The sequence below is a fragment of the Brachyspira hampsonii genome, from assembly GCF_002214805.1.
Taxonomy (GTDB): domain Bacteria; phylum Spirochaetota; class Brachyspiria; order Brachyspirales; family Brachyspiraceae; genus Brachyspira; species Brachyspira hampsonii.
The window spans coordinates 1,951,040-1,964,636 of record NZ_CP019914.1 but is presented as its reverse complement, the minus strand read 5'-3'; the positions used below and the strand labels follow the sequence as shown (position 1 = coordinate 1,964,636).

The 13,597-nt window shown below is 27.0% G+C and carries 16 protein-coding genes; 4 read left to right on the top strand and 12 right to left on the bottom strand.

The window, feature by feature from the left end; all coding sequences use genetic code 11:
• Nucleotides 1–7: 7 nt before the first annotated feature.
• The 7 genes from BHAMNSH16_RS08565 to BHAMNSH16_RS08540 all read right to left on the bottom strand — a co-directional run bounded on the left by BHAMNSH16_RS08565 (nt 8) and on the right by BHAMNSH16_RS08540 (nt 5,072).
• The gene (locus BHAMNSH16_RS08565) at nt 8–580 is read right to left on the bottom strand and encodes a hypothetical protein (protein ID WP_069731632.1); all 573 of its coding nucleotides are present in this window, start codon (nt 578–580) and stop codon (nt 8–10) included.
• A gap of 381 nt (nt 581–961) precedes the next feature.
• Nucleotides 962–1,924: a KpsF/GutQ family sugar-phosphate isomerase gene (locus tag BHAMNSH16_RS08560; RefSeq protein WP_008726906.1), complete on the bottom strand. Its 963-nt coding sequence runs from the start codon at nt 1,922–1,924 to the stop codon at nt 962–964.
• 30 nt (nt 1,925–1,954) lie between these two features.
• Nucleotides 1,955–2,083 (bottom strand): hypothetical protein, encoded by a 129-nt coding sequence (locus BHAMNSH16_RS14725; RefSeq protein ID WP_008721223.1) that lies wholly within the window; start codon nt 2,081–2,083, stop codon nt 1,955–1,957.
• A 10-nt stretch (nt 2,084–2,093) separates the two neighbouring features.
• The gene (locus tag BHAMNSH16_RS08555; protein WP_008726905.1) at nt 2,094–2,459 is read right to left on the bottom strand and encodes a YraN family protein; all 366 of its coding nucleotides are present in this window, start codon (nt 2,457–2,459) and stop codon (nt 2,094–2,096) included.
• A gap of 9 nt (nt 2,460–2,468) precedes the next feature.
• Nucleotides 2,469–3,701 carry an HD-GYP domain-containing protein gene (locus BHAMNSH16_RS08550; protein WP_008726904.1) on the bottom strand — a complete coding sequence of 411 codons (1,233 nt, stop codon included), beginning with the start codon at nt 3,699–3,701 and terminating at the stop codon, nt 2,469–2,471.
• A 2-nt stretch (nt 3,702–3,703) separates the two neighbouring features.
• Nucleotides 3,704–3,973, bottom strand: a complete 270-nt coding sequence (locus BHAMNSH16_RS08545) for an EscU/YscU/HrcU family type III secretion system export apparatus switch protein (protein ID WP_008726903.1) — start codon at nt 3,971–3,973, stop codon at nt 3,704–3,706.
• Nucleotides 3,974–3,977: 4 nt separating this feature from the next.
• A complete protein-coding gene (locus BHAMNSH16_RS08540) occupies nt 3,978–5,072 on the bottom strand; it encodes a hypothetical protein (protein ID WP_008726901.1) in 1,095 nt (364 codons plus the stop codon).
• Between the two features lie 98 nt (nt 5,073–5,170).
• Here BHAMNSH16_RS08540 and BHAMNSH16_RS08535 point away from each other — a divergent pair, with 98 nt between their 5' ends.
• Nucleotides 5,171–6,784: a flagellar hook-length control protein FliK gene (locus tag BHAMNSH16_RS08535; RefSeq protein ID WP_008726900.1), complete on the top strand. Its 1,614-nt coding sequence runs from the start codon at nt 5,171–5,173 to the stop codon at nt 6,782–6,784.
• Between the two features lie 50 nt (nt 6,785–6,834).
• A complete protein-coding gene (locus BHAMNSH16_RS08530; RefSeq protein ID WP_008726899.1) occupies nt 6,835–7,629 on the top strand; it encodes a flagellar hook assembly protein FlgD in 795 nt (264 codons plus the stop codon).
• 93 nt (nt 7,630–7,722) lie between these two features.
• On the opposite strand, the gene BHAMNSH16_RS08525 is transcribed toward BHAMNSH16_RS08530, so the two are convergent.
• The 5 genes from BHAMNSH16_RS08525 to BHAMNSH16_RS08505 all read right to left on the bottom strand — a co-directional run bounded on the left by BHAMNSH16_RS08525 (nt 7,723) and on the right by BHAMNSH16_RS08505 (nt 11,011).
• Nucleotides 7,723–8,160: a hypothetical protein gene (locus tag BHAMNSH16_RS08525; protein ID WP_069731633.1), complete on the bottom strand. Its 438-nt coding sequence runs from the start codon at nt 8,158–8,160 to the stop codon at nt 7,723–7,725.
• 340 nt (nt 8,161–8,500) lie between these two features.
• On the bottom strand, nt 8,501–8,908 hold the full coding sequence (locus tag BHAMNSH16_RS08520; protein WP_008728565.1) for an A1S_2505 family phage non-structural protein: 408 nt from the start codon (nt 8,906–8,908) through the stop codon (nt 8,501–8,503).
• 27 nt (nt 8,909–8,935) lie between these two features.
• On the bottom strand, nt 8,936–9,322 hold the full coding sequence (locus BHAMNSH16_RS08515) for a DUF1232 domain-containing protein (RefSeq protein ID WP_008728564.1): 387 nt from the start codon (nt 9,320–9,322) through the stop codon (nt 8,936–8,938).
• Nucleotides 9,323–9,338: 16 nt separating this feature from the next.
• A complete protein-coding gene (locus tag BHAMNSH16_RS08510) occupies nt 9,339–10,046 on the bottom strand; it encodes an EcsC family protein (RefSeq protein ID WP_008728563.1) in 708 nt (235 codons plus the stop codon).
• A 92-nt stretch (nt 10,047–10,138) separates the two neighbouring features.
• Nucleotides 10,139–11,011: a DUF438 domain-containing protein gene (locus tag BHAMNSH16_RS08505; RefSeq protein WP_069731634.1), complete on the bottom strand. Its 873-nt coding sequence runs from the start codon at nt 11,009–11,011 to the stop codon at nt 10,139–10,141.
• A gap of 180 nt (nt 11,012–11,191) precedes the next feature.
• Between BHAMNSH16_RS08505 and BHAMNSH16_RS08500 the strand changes: the two genes are divergently transcribed.
• On the top strand, nt 11,192–12,373 hold the full coding sequence (locus BHAMNSH16_RS08500) for an AGE family epimerase/isomerase (protein WP_008728562.1): 1,182 nt from the start codon (nt 11,192–11,194) through the stop codon (nt 12,371–12,373).
• A gap of 389 nt (nt 12,374–12,762) precedes the next feature.
• Nucleotides 12,763–13,581, top strand: a complete 819-nt coding sequence (locus tag BHAMNSH16_RS08495; RefSeq protein ID WP_069732289.1) for a hypothetical protein — start codon at nt 12,763–12,765, stop codon at nt 13,579–13,581.
• Nucleotides 13,582–13,597: the final 16 nt, after the last annotated feature.

The window sequence follows — 13,597 nt, the reverse complement described above, 5'->3', positions numbered from 1 at the left end:
CATAACCTTAAAATTCAAAATTATGGTCATCTTTTAATGCTCTTACTATATTTAGAGCATCTTCTTTAGTAATTTCATATATAGTGTTATATTTATAATTACTGCTAGTAGGATACCATATAGCACCTTTTTCATAATAATTCCATTTATCCACATCTATTCTTTGTCCCCATTCTCCTATACCATCTTCTAAATTTTCATAAAAACATTCGCAGTCTTCAAATTCTACATAACTATGATAATTATCAGAACGAAATTCATTATATTTTTCCTTTATAATTTTATTACAATCTGCAACTTTCTTTTCTAATTCAGTATTTTCAAATCTAGGTTTTATAGCATATCCCCAAGCAAACTTTAAGTTTGAACGACCTGATATTATAATATCACCTACTTTTACTTCTTTTAGAAATTTCCAATTACTTGTAACAGAACTAGATCTTTGAAAATGTTTTTTTTCTTCATCACTATTATCTATCCTATATTCAAATTGACAACAACAGTAATTATTATTATGAGCATATTTTATTATACTATCTTTATGATATTTACTACCAAGTTTAAATATCCAATACCTCATTATATAATCCTTAAAATAAAACTATATATTATTTAAGCATATAAATAATATTAATAAAATCAATATACAATACCATACTTTTTAATATTTAATTTTATTTTAAGCATAAAATTAGTATTTTTGAAACTTAAAAAGGTTTAACACTGCATTGACAAAAAATTGATATAAAAAAATTTTTTAACTTTATTTTCATACCACGCACTTCATTTTTTATTGCTTTTTATGTGATTAAAATTTAAATTATTTTGGAATTTGGAAAACAAGTGCTGATTGGATTTTCAATCTCTTTAACGCACGATTTAACTTATTATTTGATGAAATTTGAATTGTATTGTTAATGTATTTGTATTTAGAATATTATTTACCGTGCGGTTTAATTTTTTAAAAAGCCTTTATCTTCAAAATATCATGTATATGCACTATACCAATAGGATTATTGTTATTGTTTACCACTACTAAATTAGTGATCTTTCCTTCCATAATATGCAAAGCTTCTCCGATAAGAGTATCTTCATAAATGACTTTAGGAGAAGTATTCATAATATATTTAACTTCTTTGGAAAGTATATTTTTTATATCATCATCTTTGACAAGAAGCCTTTTTAAATCTCCGTCTACTATAATTCCTTTTAAAATATTCTTCTCGTCAACAACGATAGCTATGCCAAGTTTGCATTCTATGATTTTAAATAAAGCGTCCTGCAATGAAGTATCTGTCTTAATTATAGGTAAATTTTCAGTATGCATAATAGATTTAACCTTAGCAAGCTGTCTTCCCAAACTTCCTCCCGGATGGAATATTGCAAAATCTTCTGCTCTGAATCCTCTAAGCTCCATTAAAGCAGTTGCCAAAGCATCAGATAAAGCTAAAGAAGCAGTTGTACTTACAGTAGGAGCTAATTTAAGAGGGCAAGCCTCTTCTTTAACATGAGTAAGCAATGTAATTTTAGCATTCTTAGAAAGTGTAGAATTAATATCATTTGTAATAGCAATGTATGGTATATTCTGACGGCAAAGCCAATTTACAAGCTCTATAACCTCACGGGATTCGCCTCCTTTAGAATACAGCAGACAGTAATCCTCTTTAGTAATCATACCAAAATCACCATGCATACATTCATTAGGATCAACAAAAAAACTCGGAGTACCAGTAGAAGCAAAAGTAGCAGCTGCCTTTCTTGCTATATGACCGCTCTTTCCCACTCCGGAAGTTATTACTCTGCCTTTGATATTAAATAACTCTTTTACTGCATTTTCAAAATTACTGTCAAGTTTATCAGATAAATCTCTCAGATTCTCGCTCTCAAGTAAAAGAGTAGTCTTTCCTCGTTCTATTATATTCATACAAATCTATCGCTGCCTTTAACTATATTATTAATCTATTACATAACTTATCAAGTGTCCAGCCATGCTTTCTATAGCCTTATCTATATACTTTTCGTCTTTTAATTTTTTCTTATATAGATCTATTTTTTCAGGGTTAATTTTTACTGCTGTTTTCATGTCGATACCCCTAAATAAATATATCTTCTATAAATGATATTTCACGATTATAATGGGTATCGTCTATTAAAACTGCCCCAAAGGAACATTTTTGATTAAAACTTAATCCTTTTTCGATTAAGTATTCTTCAGCTGTTTCGTATAATTTTCTTTTCTTACGTTCAGATATTGAGTAAGCTGCATATCCAAAACTTCCTTGTCTTCGATATTTTACTTCTATAAACACAATAACAACTCCTTTTGTCATTACTAAATCTATCTCGCCTCTTGTTTTATTTCCTCTAAAATTCCGCTCTAAAAGAGAAAAACCAAGCTCTTCGAGATATTTTAAGGCAATATCCTCTCCTAGATTGCCTATAGTTTTTTTGTTAGCCATTTTTTAATATTACTTTTTTTCTTCAGCATCTAATATTTTAGTTCTTACCTCCTCTAAAAAATTATTATCTTTATCAACACCATCTATAAACAATTGATTAGTTTCTAATAAATTGATAGTCTCTCCATCTTCCATAAACTCACCGTTTTCATTGGATACTATTTTAATTATAGGTCTTATAGGAAAATTAGGATTAGCAGCAAAAACAAATCCTTTTCTTTTATCATTCAATAAAACTATAGAACCTATAGGATATACTGTAAATATACTTACAAAAGTTTTTGATATATTAGGATCATACTTTGTATTTGCACCATGCATAATTTCTTTGACTGCATCACATAATGTTACATCTTTCTTTTTATTTTCATTGCTCTTTTCAAGCATCAAGCTAAATGTAGATTTATTATCTTTTGCTTTAGAACTAGAAGATGCTATTCTCATAGGTTTAAGCATTTTTTCCACAGCATGTGCTATAGCAACTATTTTTGAATATAAATTTATCTGATTTCCGGCAAGTCCTCTAGGATATCCTTTACCATTATAAAACTCATGATGCATAAGAGATATCATAGCCAAATCTTCTTCAAATCTAAAACTAGATTTAAGAATTTTATATCCGTAAACAGTATGTTTTTTTATCTCTGCATATTCTTCCGGAGTAAATTTACCTATTTTGTCCAAAATCTTATCCGGAACTTTTACAAGCCCTATATCATAAAGGATAGCACCTATTCCCAATTTTTTTACTCTATTTTCAGAGAACTTCATAGCTCTTCCGATAATCATCGATATTAAAGAAACATTTAATGATCTTACATAATATTCATCAGATTTAGGCAAATTTGTTAAATTAAAAAGCTGAAGTACACTGCTCAAATTCCTATTAACTATATCCAATATTTCGTCCAAAATTTCATTTAGTTCATTAATATTAACCAAATTATTATTTTTGTATCCACCTAAATTATTTCTAACTTTTTTAATGACATTTAAATATATTTTTTTAAATACCTTATATTCCCTTAAAAATTTATCGAAATCAGAAGATACTTCCATATCTAAAGAAGTATTATCTTCAACAAATACTTCGCTAATATCCCATTTCTTAAACCTTTGCATATCATCTTCTTTTAAAGCTACATATCCTGTAGATGCAAGAAAATCATTATACAAATATATATCTTTCTTTTCAGCTTTTGCTTTTATATCCTGAATATTTATTTTAGTTAATTTTGCCATTATTATTCTGCCTTTAATTTATATATATATTTTAATATTATACTCACAGCTTCATAAAGCGAATAAGGTATCTCCTCTCCTATTTCCAACTGCATAAGATGCTTAGCCGTATCCTCATTGGAAACCACAGGTACTTTATGCTTTCTTGCAATATCAACCATTCTTTTTGCTAAGTAATTGCTGCCTTTCGATATGAGTATAGGAGCATTATGAACTTCTCTATTATATAATAAAGCAGCAGCATTTTTTATATCCTTATTATTTTTATTCATTTACTTAGCCTTCATAATTTATTTTTATATTATCAAAAACACTTAACTCTTTATCTATATTCTCTTTCACACTATTTAATTTATTAAATAACTTCTTATCAAATAATTTCACCGCAATCAAATATTTATTATCATATTCATCTTTACTTATATCTATTTTGCATAATTCTTTATTATCATCATAAATAACAAATATTAATCTATTTTCATTATTTTCATCTTTACTAATATATAATAATACATCTTTAATTTCTTCGTCTATAATAAATGGTATAGGAATCATAAATGCAGTTTCCTGAAAATTTCTATTTTTTCTATTTGCAGATAGGATTTTCAGCATAAGCATCATCATATTAAAATTATCTGAAGACAATTCGCCATGAAGCATATCAAAGAGCATAAACCATATATTAAAACTAGCATTTGTATTTATATAGTTATTTAAATTTTCTGCAATAGAATTATTAGGATCATTATTATCCCCCTGAATAACACCATTAGCAAGCATTAGTAATATTTCGGTTATTTCAGTATTTTTGTTAGAGTTTTTTATAGAGTGTATTATATCATTAAACTGCTTAAAAATATTTCCTAAAGAGTTTATTTCTTCTACCGTTAAATATACACCGTTAGACATTGCATTTAATATAAACTTTTTTTTATCACTATCTAAATCCGGAAGGTATTTAAGTAGTGTTTCAAAATATCTTATATTTTCATAACTAGGCTTTATGCCTTTTTGAGACAGCATAGATGAAATTTCAGAATTATTCTCTGTTATATTAAGTAAAACATTAGAGCTGTTCTTGTTTTGTATGTTTTCTCTTGCTTCCTTCAAACTTTCAGCATTTTTAAGTATTGTTAAAGTTACTTCGCCGTTTTTTTTACTAACCAAAGCAAAGCCTTTATCTGTCATACCGTTTTTAAATAATGCTATTAATTTATTGCCCATAACATTTATTAATGCTTTATCATTATCCAATTTCCTCATTATAGAGTATCTTACTACATCTCCATCTTTGATTTGAGTATTGTTTTTATTTGTTATGATATTTAAATATTTATTATTTATATTAAGCATAATAACATTATAAAACATAAAAATAATTTTTCAAATATTATGTTATTTTTTATAAAGTAAATTTTTATACTTCCGAATATTAATATAGTAATAAACTAATAATTAGGAAGTAAATTATGGTAAATGGATTAGGCAGCTTATTATCTTTCGTAGATACTAATGTTTCATCTAATAATAGCCCTTATAATTTGAATAATTACAGCTATGATGATTCTTTTGCTAATATGCTAAATAAAACACAGACAGATTATTCTGCTCCTTCAAGTGTTTCTAATAAAATAGAAAGGCATTTAAATACTGAAGAAAATTACAAAGAAAATAATTATAATAGTTATGATGATTATTATAACGATTATAATGAATATGATGCTGATGATAATTTGAATGCTATTGAAGAAAAATCTTCTTCATCTGATGAGAATACCTTAAAAAAGGCAGATGCAGCTTCAGATAATCATAAGTCAGAAGATGCAAAACAAGTAAATGATACAAAAGAAGAACAAGCAGAAAATAAATCAGAAGAATTAAATGCTTCATCTAATAAAGATAATATAGAAGAAAAAGCAGATAAATTGGCTTCAGGCAATGAAAATGTATCATCTAAAGAAAAATTGGCCCTAACAAAAGAAAAAGCTAAACTCATTTTACAAAATACTTCTAATGATAAAAAAGCTGATGCAAAAGAAGTTAATACAGCTGATGCCAAAGAAAATATCTTAGCTAAAGCAGATAAAAAAGAAAATACAAAAAAGACTGAAGAAATAGAAAATATTAAAAGACAAATAGAATCTTTGAATGCCGAAGAATTAAGCGAAGAAGATAAAAAAGAATTAGAAGATTTAATTGAGTCTTTGGAAGCATTAAAAGCTATGATAGAAAATGACGGCAGCGAAGATAAAAAAGAAGTTTTAGCTGAAAAGAATGAAGACAATATTGAAGTAAAAGATATTGATTATTCAGACGATATCAAAGAAATAAAAATTGCTTCCAATAAAGATAATGACAAAAATATAGAAACAAAAGATATTAATGATATCAGTATTGAAGACAATGCTATGCTAATTGATAATAATGCTGCTGCAGATGCTAATATTGATATGAATATAGAAAATAAATATGCAGATAAAAAAGATGCTGCTGAAATAAAAAACAATAACAGCAGTGTAAATAATACTATATCAGATGATAAAGGAGCAGAACTTACTATCATCAATATGAAAGATTCTGCTGACGGTGCTAATTTGAAAGGATATAATCATTATAACAATAATGTATCCAAAACTCATAACAGCACAAATCTAACTGATAATATGATAAAATTCCAAGACTTAATGGGAAAATTAGTAGAAAAAGCCCAAGTTGCTGTTAATAACGGTAAAAGCGAAGTATTAATGAGTCTTAATCCTGAATATCTTGGAAAAGTAAGATTAAAGATCAGTATGGACGGAGACAATTTAATAGGTAAAATATTTGTAGATAATGCAGATGTTAAAGATATTTTCACTAAAAATTTAGACACTGTTATAACTTCATTAAGCGAAATAGGTATCAATATAGAAGGTTTTGATGTAATGCTTAGACAGGATATGCCTAATGACGGAGGCTTCTCAGAAGAATTAGAGAGTATAGGAAATAGATTTGCTTCTGAAAATAATAATAATGTAGAGGAAGTAAAAGCCGATATAAAAGCATATATAGTACCTGAAAGGAAATTGAATTTACTCATTTAATAGGTTTATATATATAAATTATGAAGAAATAACTTTGAAGGAGTGTATAAATGATATCAGCAGATGCTTTAAGAATGTCAGATAAAGAAATAAAAATATTAAAACAGGAAGTAGGTGCTTTCAATTTGCAGCATAATTTTGAGAGAGATCCTACGCAAAATTCTTTGGGTAAAGATGCTTTCTTGAAACTCCTTACAGTACAAATGAGCCATCAGGATCCTCTTTCTCCAATGGACAACAGAGATATGATTGCACAATTAGCACAATTCTCATCTGTTGAACAAATGACAGAGGTTAATAAAAATCTTGATTCCATGAAAACATTTTATTCAAGTCAAACAGGATACTCTATGCTTGGAAAGAGTGTTGAAGTTATGGATGAGGCTGGAAACATATTCTTAGGACCTGTTGAAATGGTTATGGAAAATGATACAGGAGTGGCACTTGCCGTTAGAACAGAAAACGGACTTATAACTGTTCGTCCTGAAGATGTTATGATAGTACATTCCAGCGGTGATTTAATGGCTTCTGAAGCTGCTGCTGTTTCTCAGGTTAGAGAGGCTCAAAGCGAAGATGAGGCTGCTAAAGTATTTGAATCTTCTTTGGTTGATAAAGCTCAGATTATAAGACCTTCAGGCGATGAAGATAATGCTGACGGCGTTAATAATGAATTTGGAGATATGAGGGCTGCTATTGAAGCTGAAATAAATTCTGCTGTTCAAAGTGAAGTTTCAAAAACTGATAATGCCAATCTTAATAAAATTGAAAAAACTCAGGGAATGCTTAAAGCAGAAGAAGCATTGATGAACAGTAAAGAAAGCGGAAATAAAACTATTAAAAAATAATATTTATTGAATATAAATAAAAGCTCCTGTATTTAAACAGGAGCTTTTTTGATTTTTAAAAGTTATTACAATAAAAAAGTTTTTTCCTGCATATTAAGAAGCTGTCTTTGTCAATTTATTAGCTGTATATTTTTCAGATGTTCCGCTATTAGTATCTTGTATAATAAGAGAAACATTAACATTGCCATTTCCATCAAATATTAATGATAGTATTAATAAAGAATTACTTTCAGTTTTTGTAGAGTTATAATTTTTATCATCTGTCTTTACAACATTATTAAAAGTAAAATCTTTAGATGAGGTTTTAAAATTTACTGCAGAATCTTTATTTACTATTAAGCTAACATCTTCTTCTTTTTGACTTCCATTTGGTATAACTTCATATTGAGCCTTTCCTGTATATGTTCCTTCATAGCTTGCAATTGTAATTTTGTTATTATTGCTGTTTGAAGAATCTAGAGGATTATTTTTACTGCATGAAACAGCTAATATCAAAAAAGTAAATAATAGTAGAAGTATTTTTGTTTTCATTTTCATTCCTTATGTTTATATGATTAAAATATAACAAATTAATTATAAAAATGTAATTAAAAATAATTATAATTATCACTTTTTGTGCATTTAGAATTTCCCGCCCTATATTTTCATTGCGGTATTTTGAATTTTAGTATTAATTTTATTTTAAAGCATAAATAAAAAATTACAGCACCCGCCCAAACATTTATTTCATTTAGAATTAGCTTAACGCACGGTTAGTAAAATTTATAATATAATAAAGTTTGAATTGAAAATTAATATATATTTTTTGTATTTATTCTACGTGCGTATATAAAAACAATAAAATAAAAATATATGCCCTAAATAGATACTATTATGATTTTAAATATTCTACAAACCTTTTTGGAAGATAAACATTACTATATTCATCTTTTAAAGCCTCTCTAAAAAGCTCTGCCATTTCTTCAACTTTAAAACCCGCTATACCGCATCCTATTTCTGTTACTAAGAATTTTAACTCTTTATGCTCCAATGTAAAAGCTAAAAACTTATCAACATACTTTTTTATTTCAGATACAGCCATCTTTCCGCTTTTTGTATAATCAACCGTAGGTATAGCAAATGTTCTACCCTGAAGTCCAAACGCCTGTCCGTATACAGCACCAAAATTCATAGCAAACCTAGCAGCCCCTCCTCCATGTGCTCCCTGAGTATTACTCCCAAATACAAATATCTCATTATCCTCTAATTTTGCTATATTGCTTGATGATATTCTATTCATAATATAGAACTCCTTAATTTAATTTTATTATAATAATACAGCAAGTATATATATGATAATCATCATAACAAATCCAGTAATAGTTATTGATAATATAATATTTCTAATAATAACATTGATTATAGGATTATAAGAGAAATTAGCCTTTTTTATACCGTAAATAAATGATATCACCAAAAGCAGTATATCATCTAATTTTCCTATTGGTATTCTGTCTGGAATTAAATCTATAGGAGATAAAGTATAAATAACCGCAGCAACAAAAGGAAGCCAATATCTTAATTTCAGCTTATTTTTATTTTGATGTCTTTTATATACCTCATACTTTCTGTATATTCCATCTTCACCCAATATTTCTATATCTTCTTCATCTATTTCTACATAATCTTCTTTCTTATTTTTATCATTTATCATAAATTATCCGTTAAAATCAGCTTATTGAATATTTGCTTTCTTTAATTTTATTATAAAGTCTGTTAGACATTTTCTGCAAACTAGTATATGTAAAACCTGCAGATACTGCTCCTCCAATCAGAGGTACAGCCTTTGAAACAGATTTCATAAAACCTTTAGAACTTATTTTTATACCTATAGATTTTAATATGCTTGAAACAACCGCATATCCAACTACAGAAGTTACTCTAAAACCTATTCTTGCACTCTTTTCAGCTATAGCTTTCCATATACTGTTTAAAGCAAATATAGCCTCTTTATCTTCAAACATTACACCAATATATACGGCAGCAAGACAAGCCTCATCATCTGTCATTGAATCTCCTAAAGTAAAACTTGGAAGACCTGATATATAGCATAGCTTCTGTACTATCCTTAAAGCATGCCCAAAAAATTGTGCCGTATCTGCTGGAACCGCTCCTATACCAATAATACCTCCCGGAAGTCCTGAAACAAATGATATAGCTGTTGATTTACCTATTTCATAATTAATAGCTTCTCTTGATTTTGCTTCTATTATATTTAATGGTACTCCTGCATCATAAGCTCCTTTCTCCAATATATCCTGAAGAATAGAAGGATATTCTGAAGCAAATGTACTAACCAAATATTTATGCTTATCTATTTTTACAAGAGGCATATTAGATACTGTTTTTATAAATGATAAAATACTTTTCTCTTCCATAAATAATAAACTCCAACTGTTCAAATTATATAGTATATATATTAATAGTCAATTAAATATTTATTATTCATAAAAAAGAATATGCAAAAACATTAACTATTTTTACCGTACTTAATTTGTATATTATCAAAATCTTCTTTTGTAAGTACAGAAACCGAAAGAGGTATTAATATATTTTCTTCTTTGAAAATCATATCTGAAATATGATCTTTTAATAATTTTATACTTTCAAAATTAATTTGATTATTACTTTTTTGACAATAAGAAATAATATATTTTAACTCATTTAATATATCTCTATCAACTTTACTCATTACTTTTGAAGGCTCATCATTGCCATATTTTTTCAAAGCTGTAAAAAATAAACTTTCTTTTTTTATGTAATGTCTATTAATATTATTATAAAGCTCTTCTAATAAATTAATATTATCATTTACTATAATTTCATCTAATAATTTTTCTATATATCTGTTTTCTTCTTTAAATATATCTATAGCCTTATAATTAATTCCTGTATTATTATCCATAGCATCTTTTAAAACAAGTGTTCTTATATAAAAAAATCTTTTAGCCTCATCTATACTCATGCCGTTATTAACAAGCTCATGCATAGCATTATGAACCTCTTCAGCGGATACTTTAACTAACTTATTTTCAAATTCTCTCTTAATTTTTTCTATACTTTCACCGCAATGAAGTTTTACTATAAGTGATTTCAATATCTCATTCCTATCACTTTCAAAATTAAAACCATGCTCATTAAATTTTTTTATTAATTTGTCTCTGTCAATACCTTTCATTTTGATAGCTTTATTCAAAGTCATAAACTTAGATACAGTATTAAACATCATTGGATTTTTTATCTTATCAAATCCCAAATCAAATAAAATTTCTTTAATTTGCGGATATTTAGTGCATAAATTATATATAGTTTCGTTTGTATTAATATATTCTAAAGTTGTCATATATGTTTACTCCTATTTTTATATTGTTAGATTAATCTAACTTATTGTATGCTAAATCTAAAAAATAGTCAACTTTTATGAAATAAAAATATTTTTTATTATTGATTTTATAATACCAATCTGTTAATATTAACATATTATTTTTAAGAAAATCTTATTTTGATTTTAAGGAATTTTTTTATGAGCAATTTAAACGAAGTAAAAAATGAGTATCTTCACATGTTAAAAGACAATGTTATACCATTTTGGCTTAAAAACGGTCTTGATAAAAAGCATGGAGGATACTATACTGCTTTAGACAGAAAAGGAAACCTTATAGAAAGCGATAAATCTGTATGGTTTCAGGGAAGATTCGCTTGGGTATTATCTACTCTTTATGCTGATTTTGAAAAAAAAGAAGAGTATTTAGAAGCGGCAAAATTGGGAATAGACTTTTTAGAAAAATACTGTTTTGATAAAGAGGGCGATGGAAGAATGTTTTTCAGAGTAACTGAAGACGGTAAAGCAATCATAAAAAGATTAAGATACTACTACTCAGAAACATTCTGTCTCATAGCTATGGCAGCATATTCAAGAGCTAGCGGAGATAAAAGCTATGCTAAAAAGGCTAGAGAAATACTTGATAATATAGACAGATATCAGAAAGAAGGACTTCTTATACCAAAATTTAATGCCATTAACAGACCTACTATAGCTTTCGGACCTCCTATGATAATGCTTGCTACTGTTCAGGAATTAAGAAAAGCTGATCCTGAAAATAAAGATTATTACAATAAATATATAGATAATCTTCTTTCCAATATACAATTATTCCTATATGAAGATAAAAAAGCAGTATTAGAACAATGCAATCCAGACGGTACTTTACAAGATCACTTTGAAGGAAGATTATTAAATCCTGGACATGCTATAGAATCATCTTGGTTTATATTGAGAGAATCTATAGAAAGAGGACATGATGAAAAATTAAAAGCCCTAGGAATAAAAATATTTGATTGGATGTGGGAATGGGGCTGGGATAAAGAGTACGGCGGTATTATACAATATATGGATGTACTTGGAAAGCCTAAAAGCGAATATCATCATGACATGAAATTTTGGTGGCCTCAAACTGAAGCTGCTATTGCCGCTTTATATTGCTACTATTTCACTAAAGATAATAAGTATCTAGAAAAACATGATACAGTAAAAGAATATACTAAAAAATTCATTGATACAGAATACGGTGAATGGTTTGGATATCTTCACAGAGACGGAAGAGTGTCCACCGACTTAAAAGGCAATATGTATAAAGGACCTTTCCATATTCCTAGAATGTATATGAAATGTGTTGAAATAATAGATGCTATTAATGCAAAATAATTATTAAAAATATTATTAGTTAATCAAGGCTAGGTTTTCTAAATGAAGCCTAGTCTTTTTATTTGCATGATTTTTATAATAAATTTAGGGGTGGGCGGGCGGGGTAATACAGCTATAAAAAATAAAATGTCAGATATCTATTTATAACTAAACTTTTATATTTTATATAGTTTTAATTTATTAAATAATATTATGCATGACTCATTATATGATATACACTTTTAAACTAAAGCTCAAAACTTTCATAACATGATATTCAATTTAAAATTATTATTCCAAAATATATTTGTAATTTAAATTACTATAGGTTAAAATTATTTTGAGATTTTAATTTATATATATAATTATACGATAATAAGAAGTACATTTTTAATTTTATAAGGAAATATATGTTTTCATTAAGAAATGAATTAAAGAAAAGAGATTTTGAAACTTTAGATTTATTTACTATTTCTTTTTCTTTATTTAAACACAATTTTATTAATTTTATTATACTTTCTTTAATATGCTGTATGCCTTTGATATTAACAGCTATCTATTTTCCGATAAGTACATTTGATCCTGAAAAATTAAAAACTATTGAAGATTTAGCTAATTGGTTCAAAAATGATGTTACTATGGGATTTTATATAAACATATTTCTTTCTTTATTTTTAGACACTATTTCTGCTATATCTGTGTCATTATTAGTAGAAAGATTAATTTATGGAAATATTAAAAGTACCACTTGGGCTATCATAAAAAGTTTTAAATTTTTATTACCTACCATATTTACCACTTTTATATATTTTATATTGGTATTCTTAGGAGCTAGTTTCTTCATTGTTCCGGGTATTGCTTTCATAGTGTTTTTTGTATTTATTAAAAATATTTGTTCTTTAAGGCATACTTGGGGAATAGATGCTTTAAAATATTCTTATTATTTAGTAAAACCTAAATTTTTTAAAACATTATTTTTATTAGGATTCATATTCTTATTTCAGCAAGTATTTGCTATGACAATTTTTCCAGCTTCTACAGAAAACAGAGAGGGATTATTATCATATTTTATTGCTATGATAGTTCTATATATATTCAATACATATTTTCAAATTATTATAACATTGTTTTTCTTAAATAGAGATTATGTATCAAGCAATATGATAGACGACGACGAAGATAACAATAATAATGAAGAAGAAAATGCCGAAGATAATATAGAAGAATAAAAAATTTCATACTAAA

Bases quoted from the DNA above. Each gene is read 5' to 3' on its own strand.
- BHAMNSH16_RS08565 (WP_069731632.1), bottom strand. From the start codon at position 580: ATGAGGTATTGGATATTTAAACTTGGTAGTAAATATCATAAAGATAGT.
- BHAMNSH16_RS08560 (WP_008726906.1), bottom strand. From the start codon at position 1,924: ATGAATATAATAGAACGAGGAAAGACTACTCTTTTACTTGAGAGCGAG.
- BHAMNSH16_RS14725 (WP_008721223.1), bottom strand. From the start codon at position 2,083: ATGAAAACAGCAGTAAAAATTAACCCTGAAAAAATAGATCTATATAAG.
- BHAMNSH16_RS08555 (WP_008726905.1), bottom strand. From the start codon at position 2,459: ATGGCTAACAAAAAAACTATAGGCAATCTAGGAGAGGATATTGCCTTA.
- BHAMNSH16_RS08550 (WP_008726904.1), bottom strand. From the start codon at position 3,701: ATGGCAAAATTAACTAAAATAAATATTCAGGATATAAAAGCAAAAGCT.
- BHAMNSH16_RS08545 (WP_008726903.1), bottom strand. From the start codon at position 3,973: ATGAATAAAAATAATAAGGATATAAAAAATGCTGCTGCTTTATTATAT.
- BHAMNSH16_RS08540 (WP_008726901.1), bottom strand. From the start codon at position 5,072: ATGTTTTATAATGTTATTATGCTTAATATAAATAATAAATATTTAAAT.
- BHAMNSH16_RS08535 (WP_008726900.1), top strand. From the start codon at position 5,171: ATGGTAAATGGATTAGGCAGCTTATTATCTTTCGTAGATACTAATGTT.
- BHAMNSH16_RS08530 (WP_008726899.1), top strand. From the start codon at position 6,835: ATGATATCAGCAGATGCTTTAAGAATGTCAGATAAAGAAATAAAAATA.
- BHAMNSH16_RS08525 (WP_069731633.1), bottom strand. From the start codon at position 8,160: ATGAAAACAAAAATACTTCTACTATTATTTACTTTTTTGATATTAGCT.
- BHAMNSH16_RS08520 (WP_008728565.1), bottom strand. From the start codon at position 8,908: ATGAATAGAATATCATCAAGCAATATAGCAAAATTAGAGGATAATGAG.
- BHAMNSH16_RS08515 (WP_008728564.1), bottom strand. From the start codon at position 9,322: ATGATAAATGATAAAAATAAGAAAGAAGATTATGTAGAAATAGATGAA.
- BHAMNSH16_RS08510 (WP_008728563.1), bottom strand. From the start codon at position 10,046: ATGGAAGAGAAAAGTATTTTATCATTTATAAAAACAGTATCTAATATG.
- BHAMNSH16_RS08505 (WP_069731634.1), bottom strand. From the start codon at position 11,011: ATGACAACTTTAGAATATATTAATACAAACGAAACTATATATAATTTA.
- BHAMNSH16_RS08500 (WP_008728562.1), top strand. From the start codon at position 11,192: ATGAGCAATTTAAACGAAGTAAAAAATGAGTATCTTCACATGTTAAAA.
- BHAMNSH16_RS08495 (WP_069732289.1), top strand. From the start codon at position 12,763: ATGTTTTCATTAAGAAATGAATTAAAGAAAAGAGATTTTGAAACTTTA.